Origin of the sequence: Ignatzschineria cameli (assembly GCF_003121895.1) — a bacterium.
Classification (GTDB): domain Bacteria; phylum Pseudomonadota; class Gammaproteobacteria; order Cardiobacteriales; family Wohlfahrtiimonadaceae; genus Ignatzschineria; species Ignatzschineria cameli.
Map to the genome: position 1 here is coordinate 281,513 of NZ_QEWW01000001.1, position 23,834 is coordinate 305,346.

Annotated in this window: 20 protein-coding genes; 11 read left to right on the forward strand and 9 right to left on the reverse strand. The window is 42.3% G+C overall.

Annotation, left to right across the window (positions count from 1 at the left end):
* Positions 1–25: 25 nt before the first annotated feature.
* Both cysZ and DC077_RS01130 read right to left on the reverse strand, forming a co-directional pair.
* The gene (cysZ, locus tag DC077_RS01125) at positions 26–778 is read right to left on the reverse strand and encodes a sulfate transporter CysZ (RefSeq protein WP_109217772.1); all 753 of its coding nucleotides are present in this window, start codon (positions 776–778) and stop codon (positions 26–28) included.
* Between the two features lie 94 nt (positions 779–872).
* Complete coding sequence (locus DC077_RS01130) at positions 873–1,418, reverse strand: dihydrofolate reductase (protein ID WP_109217773.1); 546 nt, start codon at positions 1,416–1,418, stop codon at positions 873–875.
* Positions 1,419–1,640: 222 nt separating this feature from the next.
* Here DC077_RS01130 and pssA point away from each other — a divergent pair, with 222 nt between their 5' ends.
* The 7 genes from pssA (at position 1,641) to DC077_RS01165 (ending at position 8,961) form a co-directional block, all read left to right on the forward strand.
* Entirely contained in the window at positions 1,641–2,477 is an 837-nt protein-coding gene (pssA, locus tag DC077_RS01135) for a CDP-diacylglycerol--serine O-phosphatidyltransferase (protein WP_109217831.1), read from the forward strand.
* A gap of 243 nt (positions 2,478–2,720) precedes the next feature.
* Positions 2,721–3,728 carry a uracil-DNA glycosylase gene (locus DC077_RS01140; RefSeq protein ID WP_109217774.1) on the forward strand — a complete coding sequence of 336 codons (1,008 nt, stop codon included), beginning with the start codon at positions 2,721–2,723 and terminating at the stop codon, positions 3,726–3,728.
* Positions 3,729–3,915: 187 nt separating this feature from the next.
* Positions 3,916–4,482, forward strand: a complete 567-nt coding sequence (gene rimI, locus DC077_RS01145) for a ribosomal protein S18-alanine N-acetyltransferase (protein WP_109217775.1) — start codon at positions 3,916–3,918, stop codon at positions 4,480–4,482.
* Between the two features lie 123 nt (positions 4,483–4,605).
* On the forward strand, positions 4,606–4,848 hold the full coding sequence (locus tag DC077_RS01150; RefSeq protein ID WP_239990213.1) for a sulfurtransferase TusA family protein: 243 nt from the start codon (positions 4,606–4,608) through the stop codon (positions 4,846–4,848).
* A gap of 271 nt (positions 4,849–5,119) precedes the next feature.
* Complete coding sequence (recJ, locus tag DC077_RS01155) at positions 5,120–6,847, forward strand: single-stranded-DNA-specific exonuclease RecJ (protein WP_109217776.1); 1,728 nt, start codon at positions 5,120–5,122, stop codon at positions 6,845–6,847.
* Between the two features lie 146 nt (positions 6,848–6,993).
* Positions 6,994–8,034: a DNA ligase gene (locus DC077_RS01160; RefSeq protein WP_109217777.1), complete on the forward strand. Its 1,041-nt coding sequence runs from the start codon at positions 6,994–6,996 to the stop codon at positions 8,032–8,034.
* A 468-nt stretch (positions 8,035–8,502) separates the two neighbouring features.
* On the forward strand, positions 8,503–8,961 hold the full coding sequence (locus DC077_RS01165) for an outer membrane lipoprotein (protein WP_109217778.1): 459 nt from the start codon (positions 8,503–8,505) through the stop codon (positions 8,959–8,961).
* A gap of 678 nt (positions 8,962–9,639) precedes the next feature.
* Here the strand turns inward: DC077_RS01165 and DC077_RS01170 are convergent.
* Positions 9,640–10,884, reverse strand: a complete 1,245-nt coding sequence (locus tag DC077_RS01170) for an aromatic amino acid transport family protein (protein ID WP_109217779.1) — start codon at positions 10,882–10,884, stop codon at positions 9,640–9,642.
* A gap of 519 nt (positions 10,885–11,403) precedes the next feature.
* Between DC077_RS01170 and nhaC the strand changes: the two genes are divergently transcribed.
* On the forward strand, positions 11,404–12,861 hold the full coding sequence (gene nhaC / locus DC077_RS01175) for a Na+/H+ antiporter NhaC (RefSeq protein ID WP_109217780.1): 1,458 nt from the start codon (positions 11,404–11,406) through the stop codon (positions 12,859–12,861).
* Between the two features lie 71 nt (positions 12,862–12,932).
* Here nhaC and DC077_RS01180 read toward each other — a convergent pair whose 3' ends face one another.
* On the reverse strand, positions 12,933–13,721 hold the full coding sequence (locus DC077_RS01180) for an AraC family transcriptional regulator (RefSeq protein ID WP_109201485.1): 789 nt from the start codon (positions 13,719–13,721) through the stop codon (positions 12,933–12,935).
* 153 nt (positions 13,722–13,874) lie between these two features.
* Between DC077_RS01180 and DC077_RS01185 the strand changes: the two genes are divergently transcribed.
* From DC077_RS01185 to DC077_RS01195, 3 genes are all read left to right on the forward strand, one after another.
* Positions 13,875–14,744, forward strand: coding sequence for a DMT family transporter (locus DC077_RS01185; RefSeq protein WP_109201486.1), 870 nt, complete (start codon positions 13,875–13,877; stop codon positions 14,742–14,744).
* Between the two features lie 196 nt (positions 14,745–14,940).
* Positions 14,941–16,473: a DUF262 domain-containing protein gene (locus tag DC077_RS01190; RefSeq protein WP_109217781.1), complete on the forward strand. Its 1,533-nt coding sequence runs from the start codon at positions 14,941–14,943 to the stop codon at positions 16,471–16,473.
* Positions 16,451–18,721, forward strand: a complete 2,271-nt coding sequence (locus tag DC077_RS01195) for a GmrSD restriction endonuclease domain-containing protein (protein ID WP_162297629.1) — start codon at positions 16,451–16,453, stop codon at positions 18,719–18,721. Before DC077_RS01190 ends, DC077_RS01195 begins: the two co-directional genes overlap by 23 nt.
* A 100-nt stretch (positions 18,722–18,821) precedes the next feature.
* On the opposite strand, the gene DC077_RS01200 is transcribed toward DC077_RS01195, so the two are convergent.
* From DC077_RS01200 to DC077_RS01220, 5 genes are all read right to left on the reverse strand, one after another.
* Entirely contained in the window at positions 18,822–19,661 is an 840-nt protein-coding gene (locus tag DC077_RS01200) for a metal ABC transporter permease (protein ID WP_109217783.1), read from the reverse strand.
* Positions 19,658–20,599 carry a metal ABC transporter permease gene (locus DC077_RS01205; protein WP_109217784.1) on the reverse strand — a complete coding sequence of 314 codons (942 nt, stop codon included), beginning with the start codon at positions 20,597–20,599 and terminating at the stop codon, positions 19,658–19,660. Before DC077_RS01205 ends, DC077_RS01200 begins: the two co-directional genes overlap by 4 nt.
* Positions 20,600–20,605: 6 nt before the next feature.
* Positions 20,606–21,502: an ATP-binding cassette domain-containing protein gene (locus tag DC077_RS01210; RefSeq protein ID WP_109217785.1), complete on the reverse strand. Its 897-nt coding sequence runs from the start codon at positions 21,500–21,502 to the stop codon at positions 20,606–20,608.
* Positions 21,499–22,356, reverse strand: coding sequence for a metal ABC transporter substrate-binding protein (locus tag DC077_RS01215; RefSeq protein ID WP_162297631.1), 858 nt, complete (start codon positions 22,354–22,356; stop codon positions 21,499–21,501). The genes DC077_RS01210 and DC077_RS01215 overlap by 4 nt, the downstream gene beginning before the upstream one ends.
* 299 nt (positions 22,357–22,655) lie before the next feature.
* Positions 22,656–23,741, reverse strand: a complete 1,086-nt coding sequence (locus DC077_RS01220; RefSeq protein WP_109217787.1) for a DUF481 domain-containing protein — start codon at positions 23,739–23,741, stop codon at positions 22,656–22,658.
* Positions 23,742–23,834: the final 93 nt, after the last annotated feature.

The window sequence follows — 23,834 nt, forward strand, 5'->3', positions numbered from 1 at the left end:
ACAATATCCGCTTAATAATATCTATTTAGCAATAATCTGCACGATAACGATCAACCCACATTGCCGTCGCACCACAGACTGCTGCCGGCATAATAAAGAGGTTAATGATTGGAATCATCGTTAAAATCGAGACTAGAGCACCAAAAGGGAGATTGAAGAGACGATCTTTTGCCAGACGGTTTTTCATATCGGGGAAGGAGATCTTATGGTTATCGAAGGCGTAGTCACAATATTGGATGACCATCATCCAAGAACCGAAGGCAAACCAGAGCAGGGGAGCGGCAATATTGATTACAGGAATAAAGGAGAGAATTAAGATCAGTAGCGCTCGAGGAAGGTAGTAGCCTAAACGAACTAATTCACGCTGTACCATTCGGGGGACATCTTTAGCAAAAGCAGCCCAAGAGAGATCAGCTGCCGGGATGCCAGATCGCTCCTCTTCAACCTTCTCAGCTAAGAGACTATTGAAAGGGGAGGCGATAATATTAGCTACGGTACTAAAGAAATAACCAAAGACCAAGATGATGGAAAAGAGGATCAATGGCCAGAGGATAAAGTGAAGCCAATGGAGCCAGTTAGGAAGATAATCTAAGGTTGCCGCCACCCAGCCATCGATCTGAAAATAGAGCCAGATAAAGGCACCCCCAAGGATGATGATATTGACAATAATCGGGAGAAAAACAAAACGCTTCAATCCCGGTTGCATCATGATGGAAAAGCCCTCTAAAAAGTAGTGAAAGCCTGTCTTTCTACTCTGACCTGCACGCTTTTGATTCATCCTAATCTCCTTAACATTCTTAGCGCTATTTAAAGCATTGTAAATTTAAGCGTTGTAAAATAAGCGGTATGAAATTTAAATCGCTAGATTGCGGTTATTGCTTGAAGTCCCAGATTTCAAAGGTGTAATCATATCGATTCTTCTCATCTTTAAGATGCTTCTCCTCAAAGATGAGGGTGGCATTGTTAAAATCAAAGGGTGCCATTTTAGTATCTCCCTCAATTTCGGCATGAACATGGGTAAGATAGAGCCGATCCATCAGCGGAAGTGCAGCTTTATAGATCTGCGCGCCTCCCATAATCATAATCTCTTCAGCTTGATAATCATTTTTAAGTACCTCAATTGCATGCGGAAGATCAGCGTAGATTAAACATCCCGGGAGAGCATCTTCCTCTAATGTGCGGGAGATAACTACATTTGTGCGGCCAGGAAGTGGGCGACCAATCGACTCATAGGTTTTGCGACCCATCACAATCGGTTTGCCCATAGTGCTCTTTTTGAAAAATTGGAGATCATTCGGCAGATGCCACGGTAGGCTGTTTTGATCACCAATGGTGCCATTATCTGCCATCGCCAAGATCAGTGAGATAATCTGCGATCTCTTTGTGGGCTCTGTTGCTCTCTCTCTATTTTGATCCATTCAATACTTGCCTCTTTTAATGCTGACTCTATTCAAATTTTCTGTTGAGTTTTTCTATTCAATTTTTCTATTCAATTTCTCTATTATAGGGGAATTTCATCGAAAATATTGACCTATTCGGGGTAAGTTTAAAATCGATGCATAAGATCCTTACAACTTACGCTTAATTAAATAGTGAGGAGTGCTATAATATCGTCCTACTTATTTTAGGTGTTGATGAAAATGACTGAACAGAAAGAGAGTAACAAAGCGCCTCATAAAAAGAGCAATGCGATCTATGTATTACCAAACTTGATTACAACTGCTTCGATGCTCTGTGGTTTCTCTGCAATATTAATGGCATTAGATGCTTATTATGGAGCTCATACCGGAGATTCCCCTCAAACCTTTACTCAAGCGGCGATCTTAGTCTTTATTGCGATGATCTTTGATGGATTAGATGGGCGCGTAGCACGGATGACCAATAGCTCGAGTGCTTTTGGGGAGCAGTATGACTCCTTATCAGATCTGATCTCCTTTGGGATTGCACCAGCATTAATTATCTATCTTTGGGCATTAAAAGAGAGTCATTTCAATATTATTGGAGGGATTTCTTGGTTTGTTGCCTATATCTACCTTGCTTGCGCCGCCCTTCGTTTAGCACGCTTTAATGTACAGATTGGTAAAGTGGATAAGCGCTTCTTTGTGGGGATGCCAAGTCCGACAGCCGCGGCGATTGTTGTTGGCTTTGTCTGGTTTGGAGAGAATGTCGCCTTAGAGACACCATGGAAAGATTATGCTGCATTGATATTAACGCTCTATGCCGGCTTGATGATGGTGACTAATATTAAATTCTTCAGCTTTAAAGATCTTCGCTTTCAAAATCCGGTACCATTCTTCTTTTGGGTATTGCTCGTTTTAGCTTTAGGGATCTTAGCGGTCTGTGTGGTACACTTCCCAGGAGAATCGATCTTTATTGTGCTTCTGCTCTACGGATTATCAGGACCGATCTATGGGATTTTCCGTTTTCGTAAGAGAAAGCAGTTACAGAGTCAACCAAAAGCGGCGAGACAGCGTTAGAGCTATGATTAAACCGAAATTAAGCAAAAACTAAACAGAAATAGCGTTAATAGTTGAATCGATAGTTGATTAGTCGTTTTAGTAATATCAGCAATATCAGAAATATTAGTACTATCAGTAATATTAGTAATACCAATCGTTAACTCAATTATTATAAGTGAGTAATAAGTGAATCATAAGCGAGTAGAGAGAGATGGGGTCGATTGAGATCTCATCTCTTTTGAAATTAGAGGGAGAGAAGAGATGGATGCCAGACAAGCTGAATATCTAAAGCTGTTGGGAATTCAAGCCTGGTGTAAGCAGGAGGATCTCCCTATTATTCAAAGCCATCTCCGGCAAGGAGAGACCTCCGAAACGGTGCAAAGAGCAGCCGCGCCAAGTACGGCACAAGCGCCAAGAGCTCGGCTTCAAGATCAGATGGCATCACTCTTTGATGAGCGACCTTCAGAGCGTTCAAATCTAACGAGAGAGGTTTCGAGCCAAGCGAAAGCGATCGCAATGAAACCCGCCTCTGAAGAGCGTTTGCAGGTAGCTTCTTTAGGAGCAGAGCAGAGCACTTCTAGTGAAAGATCTCGCGCAGAGTCTCGAAGCTCAAACGCTTTCCAGGTGGAAGTTGCCCCCAAAGCGCCGGAGAAGATTGCCGTTAAAGGTCCCTTTACGCCAACACCCTATCAATTCCCCGTCGGTCACTCCATCTATACATCAGAATTTGCTGAAAGTATCCAGCAGTGTCGTGGATGTGAATTTTCTCAATCACGGCATCAAGCGACATTGCCGCGACAATATCCCGATGCGCCGGTAATGATTATTACCGATATTCCGTTGAAAGAGGAGATGTATCAAGGTTTAGTTTTAGATCGCTCTGATGAATCATTCTTCTACCAAGCGCTCAATCGGGTTGGCTTTAGAACGGAAGAGCTCTACATCACCCCCTTTATTAAGTGTCGACCTCCTGAATTACGAGATGTTGATGAAGCTGAATGGCATGCCTGTTACGCCATTTTGCGTCAGGAAATTTTAACGGTAAAACCGAAGGTGATCTTCCTCTTAGGGCGAAACTGTGTCAAATTTCTTCTCCAGAGTGAATTACCCTTTGAGTCGCTCCGTTTAACCCTTCATCAATTGACATTTGAAGGGCTAACTATTCCCGCCGTGATCTCCCATTCACCAAAGGTGTATGCACGAAATTCACGATTGAAGATTAATTTTTGGCAAGATGTAAAATTTTTACGCCGGCAATATCTTGCTTAAAGGGTATGCTATTACGGTTGAACAATCAGATTAATAATTAGATTACTGATCTGATTAAATGGTCAAATTGGGAGCTCAGATTGAATGAGCAGATTGAAGGGTCAACATCCGAGGATTATTTTATAACGGTAGAGCCGATTAAATCATCGATATTCGTAGGGTTTTGATCAATATCGGAAGTGAGAAAATGAGACGCTCATGGAAGGCGTCCTACTATGGAGAAGAGATGGAGAAGCAGAAAAGAGAAGAGGCGATCGCTGCATTATTGACGCGACTATCAATCGCCCCCGCAACAGTTGATGATCTAGAGACTGTTGTTGAAATTGAGCAGAGAGCTTATCCTGTCCCTTGGAGCCGAGAGCAACTCCTTGCAGTCTTTCAGCAGAAGGTGATTCGATTAAAGTTACTTCTCGATGGGAAGATATTGATCGGTTACGCTTTTGTTTCCATTATCTTAGATGAAGGGCATCTGCTCCATATTACTGTCGATCCCCAATATCATGGAAAACGCTTAGGGCACTATCTTCTCGATGCGATCTTAAAGATGGGGGAGAAGGAGCAGTTAGCAACGCTCTTTTTGGAGGTTCGTGCAGGAAATCAACCGGCGAGAAGGCTCTATGATCGTATCGGCTTTAATCAGGTTGGATTACGTAAAGGGTACTATCCTTGTAATATTAATGGTCGGGAAGATGCGATTGTGATGGCTTATACCTTTCCGTCGGCAACGTTCAATTTTAAGGTAGATTCAAAGTAGGTTAAGGACAGATTCAAGGTCGGTTCAACTTAAATTCGATATAGATCTGACTTAGAATAGATTCTATTTCGATTCGATTCGATTCGATTCGATTCTATTTAGCGCTAATTTAGAGGTTTAATTATGAGTGAAAATCAGGAGAAGCATATTATTGAGCTCGATCTAAAAGGGTTAAATTGCCCTATGCCTATTTTAAAGACAAAGCAGGCATTGATGCGAGCAGAGAAGGGTGATCAGTTAAGAGTCTATGCCACAGATCCTCATGCAGAGATCGATTTTAAGGCCTATTTAGCACGAGCGGAACATCAGCTTCTCTCTTTTGAACAGAAAGATGATCTCTTTATCTTTTTAATAGAGAAGTGTTAATTTGCAAGTGATTCTCTTGTTATTGAAGCGCTTGTTATTAAGGTGATCTCAAATGATCCCCGCTCACTATTGCATTCTATAAGTATTCCATAAGCATTCCATAAACTGTTTTGAAAGATATTTTGAAAGATATTTTGAAAGATATTTTTAAAGATATGTCGAAAGGTATATCACAAAGTATTTTTTAAGTTATTTCGCAAATTACTCCGCAAAGTATTTTTATAAGGTATTTCATAAGGTATTAATGGGTTAAAAACCATAATAAGAAGAGATGAAGATTATTCGTAGAACGCCACAACATCACCATATTGCTCCCCATCATTCTCCCTATCTGCAAGAGATCTTAAAAAAGCGGGCGATTGAACATCCTGAGGAGCTCGATCTGTCGCTTCGAGGGCTACACTCCTTTAAGAGTTTAAGCAATATTGAGGTGGCGACGGAGATTGTGGTAGAGGCGATCTTAGCGCAGAAAGAGATCTTAATTGTTGGCGATTATGATGTTGATGGAGCCACAAGTATTGCCCTTGCGATCAGATTGTTACGGGAATTTGGCTGTCATAATGTGCGTTATACCGTACCGCATAGAATTTTAGATGGGTATGGACTCTCTCGTCCTTTGGTACGAAAGATATTGCGAAATCGGCCCGATCTGCTTATAACCGTTGATAATGGTATCTCCAATATTGAGGGCGTTGCCCTTGCGCGTGAGGCCGGGATCGATGTTATTGTGACCGATCACCATCTGCCGCCCGAGACACTTCCAGATGCTAATGCGATTGTTAATCCCAATTTAGTGGGTGATCAATTTCCGAGTAAAGCATTAGCGGGGGTAGGAGTGATCTTTTATCTACTCTCAAGTGTTCGAGCGAGATTGCAAGAACTCAACTACTTTGGCGACTATCCAGCGCCTAATTTAGGAAAGTATCTTGATATTGTGGCGCTAGGAACGGTAGCCGATCTGGTTCCGCTAGATGCGAATAATCGTAAGATTGCTCAGCAAGGCCTCTTAAGAATGCGTCAGGGCGTGACAATTCCGGGGATTGCCGCACTTATTGAGGTTTCAAATCGAACGCAGGCGCGTCTCTCTACCAGTGATATCGGTTTTGGCGTTGCGCCTCTGCTCAATGCTGCCGGCCGATTAGATAATATGCAGGTGGGGATTGAGCTTCTTTTAACAGAGAGTCCAGAAGAGGCAAGAGCGATCGCTCATGAGCTCTTTAGTATGAATGAAGAGCGTAAGCGCATTGAGCAGGAGATGCGAGAAACAGCAGACTTTATCCTCAATGAGATCTCTTTAGATGATCGATCCTTACCTCTTTCGATCTGCCTCTATGATCAGTCGTGGCATCAAGGAATCACCGGTATTGTTGCCTCACGTATTAAGGAGCAATATTATCGTCCAACCTTTATCTTTGCCTATGATAATGAGGGATTAGTAAAAGGTTCTGGTCGCTCTATTCGTGGGATTCATCTTCGTGATTTGATGAGTAATGTTGCCCGTGATAATCCTGGATTGATCGTTACCTTTGGTGGACATGCGATGGCTGCGGGGCTCTCCTTAATGGAGGAGAATATTCCTCACTTTCAAAGCGCGATGGAGCAGGAGATCGCCCGCTTTTTAGCACAAAATGGTGAAGATCAAGAAGCGCTATTAAGTCAAAAGATCTATAGCGATGGCCCTCTTCCGACCGAGGCATTTAATCTGCAATTTGCCGATGAGATTAAATTAGCCTTCCCTTGGGGGCAACAATTTCCAGAGCCTGTTTTTGATGATCGATTTAAAGTGCTCGATTACCGTATCTTAAAGGGAACACATCTTAAGTTAACCTTAAAGGCTCCAAGAAGTGGAGAGACAATTGAAGCGATGGCTTTCTTCCAAGCGCATCAACTTGTCGATCATGTCGAGGAGATTCATTGTGCTTTCAAACTCGATATTAATGAGTGGCGCGGTAATCGTAATTTACAGTTAATTATCGATTATTTTACTCCGGTGGCTTAATTGCTCCCTTAAGACCTGATCGACACCCTATCGTTTACTATCGTTTAATGAAGATTCAGCATAGAAAGATTCAACATAGATATTAAAGAACGCAATTAGCGGAAAATAGACTAGCTTTATACTTTTTAGCAGTATAGAGGAGTCTTATGAAATTGGTCAAATCTAAACAGAACCTTACTGTAGCGCATATTCCCGCGTTTTTTCAGCAGATCGTAGGGCAGATCTTATCCTTATTGCGAGCGAAATCTTCACTTTGGCAACGGCGAAGAAGCAGGATTCATGCACCGCTCTTCAGTCTACTCTTTTTGTCGCTTTTTACTCTTAGTGTGCCGGCTTACAGCGTACCGCTTCAACATGGTAAGAGCTTAACGCCGAAGATGTTAGAGCATCTGCTGATACAAGAGTATTTTGTCAGCGAGAAGTTAGATGGTGTGCGGGGCTATTGGAATGGTAAGCAGCTTCTCTCTCGGCAGGGATATGAAATTGTCGCCCCTGAATGGTTTACAGCCAATCTTGGTGATCTCCCCTTAGATGGTGAATTGTGGTTAGGGCGCGAAACTTTTCAAGAGATCTCGGCTCTCATTGCCAGGGCAGATCGAGAAGATCCGCTCTGGAGAGATGTAACGTTTCAAATTTTCGATCTTCCTGCAGAAAAAGGTCCTTTTCGTGATCGAGTTGCAAAGATGGCGCAATATCTTCCTCTCTTAGCGAAGAAAAATCCTCATGTCATGATGATTCCTCAGGAGCGAATTGAGACAAAAAAAGCGCTACAACAGCGATTAGATGAGGTAATCACTCAAGGGGGAGAGGGGTTGATGTTGCATCATCAAGATGCTTTTTATCAACCTTATATTCGGCATGATCAGCTTCTTAAGATGAAGCGGGTTGAAGAAGATTGTGCCATGGTGATCGGTTATACTGAGGGGAAGGGAAAATATCGGGGAATGGTGGGGGCTCTTCGAGTTAAGGCGGTGATAGAAGGGGAGACCAAATATTTTAAGATCGGCTCAGGATTAAAAGATCGAGATCGGCAATCACCGCCGGAGATCGGGCATTGGATTCGTTATCGTCATAATGGTTTTACAGATCGAAAAATCCCCCGTTTTGCTCGGGTCGTCGATATTAGCGGAGAGAGTTGTGAGCAGTTATCGCAGCAGGAATTTGAAGCATTAGAGAAAGCGATTTAAGCTGTTACCGCTCTCTTTTATCAAGGTATTATTAAACTTTTATTAAAACTTTATTAAAGCTTTATAAAGCTTATTGAGCGTTGAGTGATATTTTAAGGTTGAATAAGTTGCAATCCTTTTTATTGCGATCCTTTTTCTGAAGCGGGCATCTCTATTTTTGGCAATAATTGGTGCTCATTTGTCACTTATTTATCGCCTATTTGTCATTCAGTTGCCACAGAGTTGTTATTGAAGAGAGATTGAATTAGTCATTAGAGCGATTATCTGTTTGTAGATGTCCGGTTATCTATTATAATAATGGGGTTTATAGGATCTATATCAGATAATGATTTCAACAGATCATTCGATTTCTCTTTTAGAGATTTGGCATTCTTATCAGTTTAAAGATTTGCCTTGGTTATCGAATGATATTTGAAATAGAGGGAATAGCTCATATCATTATCCATTTATTTATATAAGAGGCTTAAAATGAAGAAATTAACAATGATTGGACTTGCGGTATTAACGCTTGCTGGTTGTACAAACTCAAGTCTATATTCGGGTGATGTCTATACAGGAAACCAAGCGAAAACAGTTCAATCAGTCTCCTATGGTACCGTTGTCGCAGTTCGTCCTGTGACGATTCAGGCAGAAGGTTCATCTTTAGGAACAGTCTCTGGTGCGGTATTAGGGGGCGTTCTTGGTAATGCAATGGGTGGCGGCCGTGGTCGTAACATCACAACAGCAGTAGGTGCTGTTGCCGGTGGTATCGCAGGAAATAAGATCGAACAGCAAGTGGATAAAGTTCAAGGTGTTGAGCTTGATATCAAAACCGATAGCGGTCAAACAATCGCTGTGGTTCAAAAACAAGATAAGAGCCTTTTCCGCCCAGGTCAGCGTGTAAGAATGGTAGGAAGTGGTCGTAACATCAACGTTTCTCCTCTTTAATAGCATCGATTATCGAGCGCAAACGCATTAAAAAAGCATACCTAAAAGGATCTAAAATGGAGTAAATCCTCTATTTAGATCCTTTTTTATTGTCAGTGATAAGAAGAGATTGCCATCTGCCGGCACGCGATTTATGGAAGAGTGCGATAGTGATCTCCGGCAATTCAACAGACCTTCTTATTTTAATTAATCATTCTTAAGAAAGTTATTAGGGCGGCGGGAGCCGACTAATTCTTTCTTTTTACCATTGTATGCCCGCCAATTGGCATCTTCGATGCCGGGAATAATGTCGGGAATAATGATTATTAAAGATGCAATTTGCCGGCAATAGGAAGGTTGTCCCCTTCCGGCGCACGATTTAGGGAAGAGAGTGATGGTGAAATCCGGAAAATTCTTGTCGTAATCATTCAATCATTTATCGGCAATAGGGAGATTGCCATCTGCCGGCACGTGATTTATAGAAAAGTGCGATAGTGATCTCCGGCAATTCAACAGACCTTCTTATTTCAATTAATCATTCTTAAGAAAGTTATTAGAGCGGCGGGAGCCGACTAATTCATTTTTTTTACCATTGCATGCCCGGAAATTGGTATTTTTGATGCCGAGAAAATAATCACTATTTAAATGATTAAAACTTCATCCCAAGATCGGCGCATTGAGCGCCGATTGGGTCATGCATTATTTAAAGAAGTTAAGTGCAGAGACATTAAAAACCTCTACTAATAGGTGGGAAACAATCGCCACTAAACCGTAGAGAATAATAATGTAGGGCATCACTTTGCCCCCTAATGCACGAAATGGTACAGCGGGTTTTTCGCCACTCTTTTCAGCTTTTTTACGATAATTGATCACCATTGCGGCCGGTACAATAACAGACCAGATCGCAGCAAAGAGACCTGCAAACCCGATCGCTAATACAAATCCATTTGGAAAGAGCATCCCTAAAATTGTAGGAGGTAAGAAGGTGATGAGCGCCGTTAAAAAGCGACCTTTATGACCATCATTAATCTTAAAGAGGTCAGCAATATAATCAAAAAGCCCCAATCCCGCACCTAAAAATGAGGTGACAACAGCAAAGAAGGCAAAGAAACGTAAGGCTAATGCGGCAAAAGGTGCAGCATTGACTTGATCGAGCAACCATGCGACCTGATCATCACCGACAGAGAGGAAACTTGCTCGCTCAACACTTCCCATAATAGCCACCATCCAAGCAAGATAGAAGAGGAAGGTGATTCCCATTCCCCAACCGATAGCTTTTTTAATCTTACTTCCCTCAATGCCATAATATTTTACAAAGCTAGGCACACTTGCATGAAAGCAGAAAGAGGTTAAGAAGAAGGGAAGACTCGCAAAAGCATAGATCGCATAGCGTGACTCTCCATTAGGCTCAAAAAGGTAGGGGATCTCTATCTTTCCTAAAAGACCGGTCACCGCAGCAAAGAGGGTAATAAACATGCCGATCATTAGGATGGTTGAGATCCGATCAACCGCCTTAGTGCTCCACCAGACAATGCCGGTAAAGAGGAGCGCAAAGATTAAGGAGGATTGGTAACGGGGTAATGCGATATCGAAATTGTGGGCGATAGTATTACTAATAACAGAGCCTGAACCTACGACATAAGCATAGAGCAGAATATAGAGAACAAAGGCAACAGAGAAGCCATTTACAAAACGCCAAAGACTGCCGAGGTTATCTTTCACTAAAGTATCGAAACTTGCGCCGGGGCGATAACCTAAGTTGACCTCCAAAATCTGCTCTGCGGTGATATACATAAAAAAGAGCGTCATGAGCATAATTATGACTGTCCAACCAAACCACATTCCAGCTGATGCGATTGGTAAACTCAACATACCTGCGCCAATCATCGTTCCTGCGGCAATCATTGCGCCACCTAAAACAGAAGGCGATTTATCTACTTTCATCTTTGTCCTCGTCGGTCATTGTACATCTTTGTTAAACTTTTCATGATTGAAAGGATCTAATATTATCATGATCTACTATTACTGTAATGATTAATCAGGGTAATTGAGGGATAAAAATAGATCTTTAGGAAGAAACTGTGATAGACTTCTCGCCATTGACAGCAACATCTATAATTTTTTAATACCGATAATACCTATTAATGATCCTTAATTGATTTATATCTATTGGCTTATATCGATATAATTTTATCCCTATTAAGGGATATCTCTATTAAGGGATATCTCTATTGAGAGAGTCATTAATCACTTCACTTACTGCACAGCCCATCTTTTTTCAGTCCGTTTTCCTGTATTTGCGTAAGTAGGCCTTTTATTTAAATACCGTTGCAATAGCGTCAATATTTGGGCCCTATCCTTCAGATATTATATTTTTCAATTTGTGAAATTGGTACGATCAACAATCGCCAAGCATGATGGATAGATTTTCTCCTCTTATACTTTTGTGAGGGAATAATAAAAATGACTATTGAAGTATCTTCTGTTGAAGCGATCTCAACTCGCCGCCCCACCATTCTTGAAGCATTTATCCCGATCATCTTTATGATGTTTGCTCTTGTGATGGGCATTGGTATGTGGGATGTGAGTCCTCATATACCGTTACTATTGAGTGTCTGTGTGGCGATTTTAGTTGCTATGCGCTTAGGCTTTAAATGGAAAGCGATAGAGACAGGGATGTTAGATGCCGTTCGTTTAGCGCTCCAAGCTATTGTGATTTTGATCGTGATCGGAACCATTATCGCTTCTTGGATTGCCGGCGGTATTGTTCCAACATTGATCTATTATGGCCTTAATCTCCTCAATCCTGCCTACTTTCTAGTAGCCGCTTGTGCGATCTGCTGTATTATCTCTATTGCTTCAGGTAATGCCTGGACCGCAGCGGGAACGATCGGTATCGCTATTATGGGGATCGGCTTTGGTTTAGGGATTCCTCCAGAGATGGTGGCAGGTGCGGTGATTTCAGGAGCCTATTTTGGTGATAAGATCTCTCCTCTTTCAGAATCTACAAACTTAGCGCCAGGCATTGTGGGAGTCGACCTCTTTGAACATATCCGTTATATGCTCTATACCACGATTCCAGCATTGATCATCTCCTTGATTCTCTTTACGATTTTAGGATTTAGCGCAACAGCAGAATTAACTGATACTGCGGCGACAAACTTTACCTTAAGAGAAGATCTTAAAGAGCTCTTTGTAATCTCCCCTTGGTTACTGCTTGTGCCGGCATCAATCATTATTGTGATGATCTTTCGTATTCCTGCTTTCCCTGGTTTGATGATCGGTTCGATCTTGGGAGTTCTATGCGCACTCTTTGTACAAGATGCTGATCCTAGTATGGTAATGAATGCGCTCTATGATGGTTATAGCATCACAACAGATAATGAGACACTCAATGAGCTACTCAATAATGGGGGAATTGTCTCTGTCTTCTCGACAGTATCACTTGTGATTATCGCGATGTGTTTTGGGGGGATTTTAGAATTTACCGGAATCTTCCAGACGATTGTTGCTTCGATTGTCCGTCTTGCAAAGACAACAAAGAGCTTGATTATTGCTACTGTTACCACCTGTATTACCGGCAATATTGTGGGGTGCGATCAATATATGTCGATTATTGTGCCGGGAAGAATGTATGCAGAGGAGTATCGTAAGCGGGGAATTAAAGGCAAGGTTCTCTCACGAACTTTAGAAGATTCAGGAACGATGACCTCGCCACTGATTCCATGGAATACCTGTGGCGCTTTTATGGCAACAACCTTAGGGGTGGCAACATTCGATTATCTCCCCTATACCTTCCTCTGTCTCTTAAGCCCGGTGATTGCGATAGCGTATGCTTTAACGGGATATACCATTGAATATTATGAAGATGGGGAAGCGCCGAAGAAGGTTAGACGCTTTAGAATGCCAAAACGAATCTAATCATCTAATGACCTAATGATCTAGTCAATAGGTAGAGTAGCTAAAAGAGTGATCGAGCGGTCACTCTTTTTTTATGCCGAATGAAGATGAATCTGCCGATAGCGATCGGGCGTCATGCCGGCAATTTTCAGAAAGAGGGTAATAAAGCTAGAGGTAGAGCGATATCCTAAAGCAAAGGCGCTCTCTTCCACACTATAACCTTTTTCTAAGAGGGCCGAGCCATGAATAAAGCGGAGCCGAGCAGACCATTCGCTAAAACTCATTCCTAATTCTTTTTGAAAGTAGCGAGCGAGGGTTCTCTCAGTCGTATAGACCCGTTCCGCCCACTCTTTGAGTGTTAAACGTATTGCAGGATCTGCTTCTAGCGCGCTTAAGATCGGCTCTAAGTAGCGATGGTTAGAGAAGGGAAGATAGGTGTGACCGACCATGGCATCTTCAAGTTCATCGATAAAGACACGACTTCGGCGATAATCGCGATCACTCTCTGGCAGATAGATCGCTTTTTCAAAGAGTTCATCAATAATGGCAGCAGCGATAGGGCTCAATTCTAGGAGGGAGGGTTTTTGAGGTAGCTTTTTCGCTTCAGCTTCGCAGATATTGACAGAGCGAAAGCGTGCTTCGGCACGGCTATAGCAACTATGCGGGCAGTGGGGCGGAATCCAGATGGCAAATCCCGGCGGGGCAATAAAGCGTTCATGAGCAATTTCGAGGGTAATAACACCATCATTAACTAAGATCATTTGCCCCCAGCTATGTGAGTGGCTTAGGTACTCTGTCGCCTCATTGATCTGTTCATCTAGTAGCATAATGAGTCGTTTAGGATGATGTAGAAAAGCTTGAAGGGGAAGTTGTTGCACCATAAGAATCTCCAAGGGTGATTGATTGAGTAAGATTGTCTGAATAACGAGAGGAATTGTCCGATTTCCATTATATCCTTCTTATCAGACAAGACTATACTATCTTCCACCCCTTTTAGGGGCTACTACTCAATTGACCTTATTTAGGAGCTCACTATGCAATTTGCAGCGATGTTCTATCCCCTTTTAGCCGTCTTAATCTGGGCGATGAATGCTGTTGTTAACAAACTCTCAACGGGAGTTGTTGAACCTGAAACAATCTCATTTTACCGATGGTTCTTTGCCTTTTTAATTCTGACCCCTTTCTGCCTTAAAAAGAGCATTAAAGAGTGGGATACAATTCGCCCTTATCTTGCTAAGTTGGCATTTTTAGGGCTTTTAGGAATGGCACTCTATCAATGTTTAGCTTACTATGCTGCCTATACGATCAGTGCAACAATGATCGGCATCTTTATCTCGCTGATTCCTCTACTAACTATTATTTTAAGCCTCTTTATTCTAAAAACACCCATTACTTTAGGGCTCATTATCGGAAGTGCGCTCTCCTTTTTCGGCATTATTTGGCTCATTAGCGGTGGTATGCCGGGAATTCTCTTTGAAGTAGGCATAGGGCAAGGGGAGTTGATGATGCTCATTGCAGCCTCCGCCTATGCGCTCTATGGTGTTTTAACGAAAAAGTGGCAGATTCGTCTCTCTGTATGGCAATCGCTCTATTGGCAGATTATCTTTGGAATGATTCTACTGCTTCCACTTTTCTGGTTTGCCGCAGATCGCGCCATCACTTCAGAAAATATCGGCTTGATTCTCTTTGCCGGCATTCCCGCCTCTATTATTGCGCCATTTCTTTGGATTAAAGGTGTTGCCTTTCTTGGGCCCAATAAAACGGCACTCTTTATGAATCTCTCACCACTATTGACGGCATTGATCTCTATTGTCGTTCTCCACGAGTCATTAGAGAGCTACCACTATATCGGCGGAGCAGTCTCTCTTACCGGCGTGATGATTGCACAGAGATTTTCGCAGTAGGAAAATAGTCATTAAATTAAAAGAGATGATTAAAAAAGTAGTGGAAGAAACTCTTTTTGCTCATATTTTATAAGTTGCTATATTGATACAGCTCTCATAGAAGTCTTTTAACAGAAATATTGTTAAATAAAGAGAATATAGGGGCTAGAGATACTATGTAAAAGCTATCAGTTAAATTAATGGGATTAAAAATAGGATGACCTTTGAAAGAATAACTCATTCAATCTGTTCAGTAAAAGATCTTTTACAACTTAGCAATTTAAAAATTCCCCAATATCAGCGCCCTTACAAATGGACAGCAGAGAATGTGAGCGCGCTTCTGCACGATATCAAAACCCAGAGCGATAGAGCAGTGCCGTATCGCCTTGGGAGTGTTGTGTTTCATCGGCAGATTGAAACGAATGAAGACGGAACGGAAAAAATGATCCTCAATATTGTCGATGGGCAACAGCGGATTATTACCTTAATGCTGATTATTTGGGCACTTCGAAAGCATTATGTAGGCGATGAGAAATCATCAGAAAATGGGGAAATTCCGAATGATGAGATAAAATCGGAAACGGTAATTCTTCGTTCAGATCTAGAGAAAACGCTAAAGGAGTTAACAGAGAAGGCATCTTTTCAAGATTGGGCTTTTCCCAGTACGATTTCTCAGAAGAATATCACACAGAATTATCAGCTCATTAATCATTACATTGCTCAAGGCGGATTGCAGGAGAAAGAGATCGATTTCCTGCTCAATCGCTGTGAAGTGGTGCGTTTTGAGTTACAAGATATTTCAGAAGCGTTTCAATTTTTCGATTCTCAAAATAGCCGAGGGCGAGATCTTGCACCGCACGATCTACTCAAAGCCTATCATCTTCGAGAGTTTCCAAAGAGTGAGGTTGAGCTAAAACCGATATCAATCGCCTATTGGGAAGCAACAGAAGATGCCGACAGTGATGAACTGAAAACATTATTTGGCACCTATCTCTTCCGTATTCGTAGATGGATGCAACAAGCACCGGCACGCTATTTTACGAAATCCCAAATTGCGCTCTTTAAGGGCATTAATTTAGATCACAAATCGAATTATCCTTATGCAAAAGCGCTTCAGGTAACGCACCGTTATATTGATCACTATAATCGACAATTTGACCGAGAGATTGATGGACAGAAGATGGATTTCCCCTTTCAACTCGATCAAGCCATTATCAATGGCCGGCGCTTCTTTGAGATGGTGGAATATTATCAAAAGTCGATTGTGAGCCCGGTCATTCAATCGAAATTAAGCGTCGCTACTTCAGATGAAGAGAAGCACAATTCACCATTAGACGGTTTACTTAGCGATCGAGCAGTAGATATTCTTCAGACGCTAGCAACTTATAATCAACGGCATAGAGTCGGCGATGGCTGGGTGCGGATGATCTTCGATTGCGCATTAATCACTTATCTCGATAAATTTGGCCCAGCCAAAATGTCAGAAGCGATTGAGCAGATCTTTATCTGGGCGTATGCTTGCCGACTGCAACAGCACGCGGTACAACTAGCGACAGTGGATAACTATGTTTTAGGGCGAAATCTCTTTGTCTTTATTAAAGAGGCGAATGAACCGCAGGAGGTTTTTATCCAACTGGAGAAGACCCGTTATCTACCGACAATATCGGGAAATCACGGCGATATTGTAAAATTGTTTGGGAAATTGGGCTTTTATAAAAAGGAAAATGATGAACAGCAATCACAAAAATGATAGCGTCAGAGAATTGAGCATCGGCGAGCTATTCAAAGAGCCTAATACCGCTTATATGATTCCGATGTATCAGCGCAATTATGCTTGGCGTGAGGCGGAGATTGAACAGCTCATCGAAGATATTGAGAGCTATGTTAATGGCGATCAGAAAAAATACTATATCGGGACGTTAGTGGTCTATCAGCATGATGATGGGATCTTTGAGGTTATCGATGGACAGCAACGGCTAACAACGCTGACTTTGATCTTATTGGCTTTTATTAATTTGTATGAAAAGTCTCTTAAAATCAAAGTGTTAGATATTAAAAGCTGGCGAAAAAGTGTGAAGCTCACTTTTGAATGTCGGCCGAAATCGATTGCGACTTTAGAGATGATTCAAAAAGGGGATCTTACGGCATTAGATGCAGAGCATTATAACCAAGGAATCATAACCGGTTATCATATTATCAAAAAGACTTTTCAGCGGAAATTGCAAGATGAAGGGGCAATAGAAGCCTTTTTGCAATATCTACTCAACTCTGTTCATATCGCCCGTATTCAAGTGCCTCAAGGGACAGATCTCAATCACTATTTTGAAGTGATGAATAATCGCGGGGAACAGCTGGAAAAACATGAAATTATCAAAGCGAATCTTCTCTCTAAACTCTCAGAAGAGGATCGACCGATCTTGAGCCAAGTGTGGAATGGCGTTGCGAATATGGAACGCTATCTGCAATATGCTTTTGAACCTGAACCGAGAAGTGCAATTTTTGGTAATGAGTGGCAGAGTTTACAGGTCACAGATTATGATACATTAAAGAAGTGTTTAACATCTGATGCCTCAGAAGCTCAAAAAATCAAGGAGTCTGAAGTACCGAAAGCGCCGACAATAGAAACGCTCATTGCAAATATCACGACTAAAGATCATAGAGAGAAAAGCAGTAAAAAAGAGGAAGATACGCCGGAGCGCTTTCAGGTGGTGCTCTCATTTTCGAGCTTTCTACTGCACGTTCTGCGCGTTTTTGTGCAGACGAAGTTATATCCCAAGCAATTTGATCGAGTTGCTTCAGCAGAGGGTGATCTTCACGATGTCGCACTTGATGATAAGCAACTCATTCAACAATTTAACCAGTATCTATTGCAGAAAGATCTTTTCCCGGGGGAAACTGCGGACTCAAAAGCGTTGGAAAATGAGATCGTATCTGAACGGATCAAACAATTTACCTTTCTGTTATTGCAATGCAAATATCTCTTTGATCACTATGTTATAAAACGGGATACAAGCCAAGAGGATCTGTGGGGGATTAGAGCGCTGAAACAGTATGAAAAGAGTGCTAGTTCTAGTTATGTGAATACTTTTACCGGCGGAGAGACTGAAACGACAGATGTGAAGCGAATGATTCTATTGCAAACTGCATTTCACTACTCTATTCCATCGCCCCATTATAAGCATTGGCTCTCAGGGCTACTCTATTTCTTGGTCAATGAGCAATCAGATAGGGAGATGTTTCAAGAGATTAAGGCACAAGCCTATTTAGATTATATGGAGCGTTTAGCTCGGCGTTACACTTTTTGGCGTTATCTTGCTAAAGATGAAGATAGAACGGCGAAAGGGGGTTATGGCAATATGCTCTTTAATAATGAGAATGTCGCTACCTCGATGACTGAAAAAGATATTCCTTTAGATAAGTTGAGCTATTTCGGAATTGAAAATCATTTTCTCTTCTATTATCTCGATTACCTTATTTGGCAAGAGGCGCAAGGGGAAAACAATCAACCAGAGGATAGGCAAGAGAAGGATAGACAAGAGAAATATACGCAACAAGAGAAGGAACTTATCAAAAATTACACAATGGTGGCCGGCGGTTCGATTGAACATTTCTATCCGCAAAAACCTAAAAATGAGGAGTACTTAGATCAGCAATCTACAGATGAAGAGTGTAAAAAACGGGAGGCGGAGAATAAGGACGAAGAACCGGCAATCCGCATTGTAGATAGTTTTGGAAACCTCTTTTTAATCTCTCGCAATCAAAACTCTAAAATTGGGAATGATCTGCCGGGTGCGAAGATTGATCATTACCATAAGAGAGATATCGATAATCAGAAAATTGTGAGTCTAAAACTCTATCGAATGATTAAGTTAATCAACAGCGAACAGAAAGATCCCAATAATCGGGAGCAATATACTGAGCTGATGGATAAACATGAAGATGCGATGATTGAGTTATTCGTATCGGCATCAAAAAAAGAGGAATCGGCAGCTAAATGATAGAAAACACCCTAAAGCAATCAGTAATGATCAACTTTAGGGTGTTTTTGTATCGGTTTTATATCGATTCAGATTCTATCTTAACTCTCTTTTTATATAACTAGAGGCTTTTTCGGCGAATTATCCGATGACGTAGACGGCTATAGATGAATGCGATTAAGAAGAGAAGTGTTTGGCTGAGAACGATACAAGGGCCCGTTTCGGCATCGATATGAAAGCTTAAGAGAACGCCCATAAAAGCGGAGATGAGTGAGGAGATCACCGCAATTATCATCATAATGGGGAAACGCTTTGTGAGAAGAAAGCCGATAATTCCCGGCGCAACTAACATCGCAATAACGAGGATAACGCCCACCGCTTGTAGTGATGCCACAATACTTAATGCTAATAGAATCAGTAATGTATAGTGGAGAAATTTGACCGGAAGCCCTAAAACATTCGCTTGTACCGGATCGAAGCAGTAGAGCATAAAATCTTTTCGCTTCAAGAGGATAATTAGCAAGGTAATGCCGGCGATAATGATAATCTGCCATAGCTCAGAAGGGAGAATCCCTAAGATATTACCAAAAAGAACATGGGTAAGATGTTGGTCGGTCTTTACGAAAGAGAAGGTGAACAGCCCTAGCGCAAAGAGTCCGGAGAAGACAATCCCTAAGATTGCATCCTCTTTGATTCTGCTATTCGCCCGTAAGTAACCGGTTGCAACGGCACAGAAGAGCCCTGAAGCAAAGGCACCAATGACAAGCGGAAGATTGAAGATAAAGGCTAGAACAATTCCCGGCAAGACCGCATGAGAGATCGCATCCCCCATCAGTGCCCATCCCTTTAAAATAAGGTAGCAAGAGAGTACGGCACAAACAACACCAGAGATCAGCGCACCTAACATCGCTTGCTGCATAAAGGGGTATTGTAGAGGCGTTAAGATTAAGGTATCGATCATAATGAGACCTCCTTTTTCGTTAACTTCTCTTCATCTTGCATCAATGTCTCCTCAATCTCATCGATACTTTCGCTAAGGCTTGTAGATCGACGGGCAGAGCGACGTTTGGCAAAGTGACCATGTTTCGGCGCAAAGAGAAAGGTGAGAAGAAAGAGCGTTGTCTGAAGGACAACAATAAGGCTTCCCGTTGTACCTCCTGGAAGAAAGAAGCTCACATAAGCCCCAATAAAGCTACTTAATGCGCCAATCATCACGGCTAGGGTGAGCATCACGCCAAAGCGATCTGTTAAGAGATAAGCGGTCGCTCCCGGTGTAATAACCATCGCAATAACCAAAATTGCCCCGACAGTTTGAAGTGCTGCAACAATACAGGCACTCAATAGTACAAAGAAGAGAATCTGCAGACGCATCACCGGCAGACCGATCGTTTTAGCTTGAACCTCATCGAAGAAGAGAAGCATTAGATCTTTCCAGTAGCAGAGAAGAAGAAGTAGGGAGATTATCGTAATAATCGCTGCTTGTAGCGCATCTCCATCGGAGATCCCTAAAATATTTCCAAAGACGATAGAGTTGATACTAATCGGTGTTGGATTGAGCGAAATAATCAATAACCCTGCCGCAAAGAAGCTACTAAAGATCAGCCCGATAATGGCATCTTCCCGCAATTTGGTGAAATGTTTGACAAGTCCCATCGCGAGGGCTGCTAAAATGCCGGTGAAGAATGCACCAATAGCATAGGGAAGACTTAACGCATATGCGCCGGCAACCCCGGGAACAACTGAGTGAGAGAGAGCATCTCCCATCAAGGACCAACCTTTCAGCACAAGATAGGCAGAAAGGAAAGCACAAACAGCGCCAACCAGCAGACTCATAATGATCGCTTTGACCATATACTCATATTGAAAGGGCTCTATTAAGAGCGCCAATAACTGTTCCATTAGTGATCACTCCTGAGATGTTTCTCGATTGAGGTGCGTACCTGTTTTCTGGCTATCGCGTGCTTTTTTGAGCTGCTGCGTCTCTTGACAACCATAGAAGACTGCCGGGCGCTCATCATCCGTTAAGACGGTGACATGACGAGGATCATCATCGCTATGGAGATGATCTCCTTTGAGCGAAATCTCCCGCAAGACACCACCAAAAGTATGGGTAAGATTCTCTTGTGTATAGGTTGTCTCTGTTGGCCCTTGGGCTAAAACAGTCTGATTTAAGAGAATTACCTGATCACAAAACTCCGGTATCGACCCTAAGTTATGGGTCGATACCAACATGAGATAGTTCTCTTCCCGAAGGGAGATCAAGAGCTCAATAATGCTATCTTCCGTCTTCAGATCGACACCGGTAAAGGGTTCATCGAGTAGTAAAATACGGCTCTCTTGCGCTAATGCTCTTGCTAAAAAGACCCTTTTTTTCTGCCCGCCGGAGAGCTCACCGATCTGTCGCTTACGAAAAGCGGTAAGATCGACGCGTGCTAAGGCTTCATCGACCTTTTGATGATCTATTTTAGAGGGAATACGTAAAAAACCCATCTTGCCATATCGGCCCATCATCACCACATCTTCAACAAGAACAGGGAAGTTCCAATCAACTTCCTCTGTCTGTGGGACATAAGCGATCTTATTGGCTTTTAGCGCCTCTTTAATAGCCATATTATCGATCTTAATCGTGCCGGAAGTGGGGTTGACTAACCCCATGATCGACTTGAAAAGTGTCGATTTACCACTTCCATTGACACCGACTAAGCCACAAATAGTGCCGGCATCGAGACGAAAATTGACATCAAAAATAGCTCTATGTCCATTGCCGTAAACAACAGCGACATCTTCAACAACGATACTCATTCTAGGTTAAATCCTTTAACAATCGTTTCTACAGTGGTTTGGAGAAGATCAATATAGGTGGGGACAGGCCCATCTTCTGTTGAGAGAGAATCAACATAGAGAACGCCACCATAACGAGCGCCACTCTCTTTAGCAACCTGTTTTGCAGGTTTATCAGAGATCGTGCTTTCACTAAAAAGAACCGGAATTTGGTTGGCACGAATGGTATCAATCAAGCGTTTAACCTGCTGTGGTGAACCCTCTTCATCGGCATTGATGGGCCAGAGATAGGCTTCTTTGAGATTATAATCTGCAGCTAAATAACCAAAGGCTCCTTCACTCGTGACTAACCAGCGCTGATCTTCAGGGATCTGCTCAAGCTTTTCCCGTAATGGTTTATCGAGCGCTCTGATCTTTTCTGCATATTGCGCCGCATTCTCATTGTAGATGGCCGCATTTTCTGGATCTGCTTCAACAAATGCTTGACGAATATTCTCAATATAGATTAAGGCATTATTAGGGCTCATCCAGGCGTGCGGATTAGGTAGCCCCTCATATTCCCCTTCATAGATGGAAAGGGGAGTGATCCCTTCTGTTACAACAACGGAGGGAACATTTTTGATATTTTGGAAGAAGCGCTCAAACCAACGTTCTAAATTGAGACCATTCCATAAGATAAGCTCAGCATCTTGGGCTTTGACGAGATCTCGCGGAGTGGGTTGGTAATCATGAATCTCCGCTCCCGGCTTGGTGATCGACTCTACAATCGCTGCATCACCTGCAACATTTTGGGCCATGTCTTGTATTATGGTAAAGGTTGTGATAACTTTTAGGGGTTCTTTCGCATAAGCAATTCCCCACGCGGAAGTTAACATCGCGCTAATCAGCGCACCTCTTAGGGCAGTTCTCGCCCACTTTTTCAAACCTGTTTTCGATCTTAATTTCATGATTATTGGCCTCCCTCAGCCTTTTGTTTGAGAACCATTCTCATTTGTAAATTTATATCATATAGAGCGTAGTGTCAAACTTATCGCAAAAATATAATGAAAATAGTTTCTCCCCCATAAGATAGTCGCAAGATGATTATGGGAATTTTAGGCGAATTTTTGGGATGTTTTGAGGTATTTCTCGGCAATAGAGGCTATTAGATCTAGATTTTTGGATCTTTTTTGATCTATTTCCACTTCAATCCAAAACCGAGGTAGAGCGTACGATTAGTATTACTTCCGCGTTTTGCTTTCAACTTCTCATATTGATAGCCGGTATCGATCGAAAGATTATCGGTTAAGCGATAAGCTAATTTTGCATTGAGATTGAGGTCGAGCGTCACATCGCGATTGAAACTACGACCAACGCTACCCTTTGTTGAGAAGGTAATTGTCTGATTATAGAGCGCATGTTGAAAGTCCCACTTAAGAGAGAGCTGCGGGTTTCTAGAGTGTGCATGATCGCGATACTCGATATGTTGATAGTTGAGTAATGTTGCAAGTGAGAGCTGTGAACGAGTATTATTCCAGAGCTGAAAACCAGGTCCAGTACCAATAAGGAGATTATTACGGATATCTTCAATCCAATCATGTTGGAAATCGATCGATCCTTGCCAGAAGAAGCGGGGTGTTATAAAGCGGTCCGCTGAGTAATTAAGGTGATAGTAGTAATCTTTCGTCTTACTCTGATCTCGCTTTCGGTAGAGGTGAGCAGAGGTTGCATGGCGCCAGAGACGATACTCAAGCGTATATTCCCCCTTCAATCGATAGCGGGAGAGGCGAGAATTATCATTATCAAAGATTGCGCTAGCATTGAGGGAGAACTCCTGTCGGAAAGTTTTTGGCTGCAATGTAGTGCGATTAACTTTCGCAATAATCAGACTTTTATCGAACGGAATCGATTGGGGAATCCCATGATTTTTAATGATCAATCGATCCTTAAGTGCATCATTTTCGGCATCATAGAGTACCTCTGTTGAGGTAAAGCTCTTGGTAAATTGATTCTCTTTCACAGCAACGGGGGCTTTTATCTCAAATTGTGCGATATGTTTGGCATCTACCTTCACGCGACCGGCATAATCGGTCTCAATCTCTACTTGATGCGCTTCTATCAAAAGGATTTTACCGCTTAACTGATCCCCATTTTTAAGGCGTATCTGGTCGGCAAAGAGAGGAGCACTTAGAAGTAGAGAGAATAGGGAGAGAAGAGTGAAGATTTGGCGTCGTTGTAATAGATTGGTGGCGTGTGAAAAATATCTCATCAATTTTGGCATCAACAGTTTCTCTTTTGGGGAGAAGGTACTCACTATTTCCTAAGTTAAAGAGCGGATGCTCTATCAATCTTGGCAATCTTGGCGTCACAAGAT

Bases quoted from the DNA above. Each gene is read 5' to 3' on its own strand.
- DC077_RS01185 (WP_109201486.1), top strand. From the start codon at position 13,875: ATGCAATTTGCAGCGATGTTCTATCCCCTTTTAGCCGTCTTAATCTGG.
- DC077_RS01205 (WP_109217784.1), bottom strand. From the start codon at position 20,599: ATGGAACAGTTATTGGCGCTCTTAATAGAGCCCTTTCAATATGAGTAT.
- DC077_RS01180 (WP_109201485.1), bottom strand. From the start codon at position 13,721: ATGGTGCAACAACTTCCCCTTCAAGCTTTTCTACATCATCCTAAACGA.
- DC077_RS01215 (WP_162297631.1), bottom strand. From the start codon at position 22,356: ATGTTAACTTCCGCGTGGGGAATTGCTTATGCGAAAGAACCCCTAAAA.
- DC077_RS01195 (WP_162297629.1), top strand. From the start codon at position 16,451: ATGAACAGCAATCACAAAAATGATAGCGTCAGAGAATTGAGCATCGGC.
- DC077_RS01150 (WP_239990213.1), top strand. From the start codon at position 4,606: ATGAGTGAAAATCAGGAGAAGCATATTATTGAGCTCGATCTAAAAGGG.
- DC077_RS01140 (WP_109217774.1), top strand. From the start codon at position 2,721: ATGGATGCCAGACAAGCTGAATATCTAAAGCTGTTGGGAATTCAAGCC.
- DC077_RS01220 (WP_109217787.1), bottom strand. From the start codon at position 23,741: ATGCCAAAATTGATGAGATATTTTTCACACGCCACCAATCTATTACAA.
- pssA (WP_109217831.1), top strand. From the start codon at position 1,641: ATGACTGAACAGAAAGAGAGTAACAAAGCGCCTCATAAAAAGAGCAAT.
- DC077_RS01160 (WP_109217777.1), top strand. From the start codon at position 6,994: ATGAAATTGGTCAAATCTAAACAGAACCTTACTGTAGCGCATATTCCC.
- DC077_RS01210 (WP_109217785.1), bottom strand. From the start codon at position 21,502: ATGAGTATCGTTGTTGAAGATGTCGCTGTTGTTTACGGCAATGGACAT.
- recJ (WP_109217776.1), top strand. From the start codon at position 5,120: ATGAAGATTATTCGTAGAACGCCACAACATCACCATATTGCTCCCCAT.
- DC077_RS01190 (WP_109217781.1), top strand. From the start codon at position 14,941: ATGACCTTTGAAAGAATAACTCATTCAATCTGTTCAGTAAAAGATCTT.
- DC077_RS01200 (WP_109217783.1), bottom strand. From the start codon at position 19,661: ATGATCGATACCTTAATCTTAACGCCTCTACAATACCCCTTTATGCAG.
- DC077_RS01165 (WP_109217778.1), top strand. From the start codon at position 8,503: ATGAAGAAATTAACAATGATTGGACTTGCGGTATTAACGCTTGCTGGT.
- DC077_RS01170 (WP_109217779.1), bottom strand. From the start codon at position 10,884: ATGAAAGTAGATAAATCGCCTTCTGTTTTAGGTGGCGCAATGATTGCC.
- DC077_RS01130 (WP_109217773.1), bottom strand. From the start codon at position 1,418: ATGGATCAAAATAGAGAGAGAGCAACAGAGCCCACAAAGAGATCGCAG.
- rimI (WP_109217775.1), top strand. From the start codon at position 3,916: ATGAGACGCTCATGGAAGGCGTCCTACTATGGAGAAGAGATGGAGAAG.
- nhaC (WP_109217780.1), top strand. From the start codon at position 11,404: ATGACTATTGAAGTATCTTCTGTTGAAGCGATCTCAACTCGCCGCCCC.
- cysZ (WP_109217772.1), bottom strand. From the start codon at position 778: ATGAATCAAAAGCGTGCAGGTCAGAGTAGAAAGACAGGCTTTCACTAC.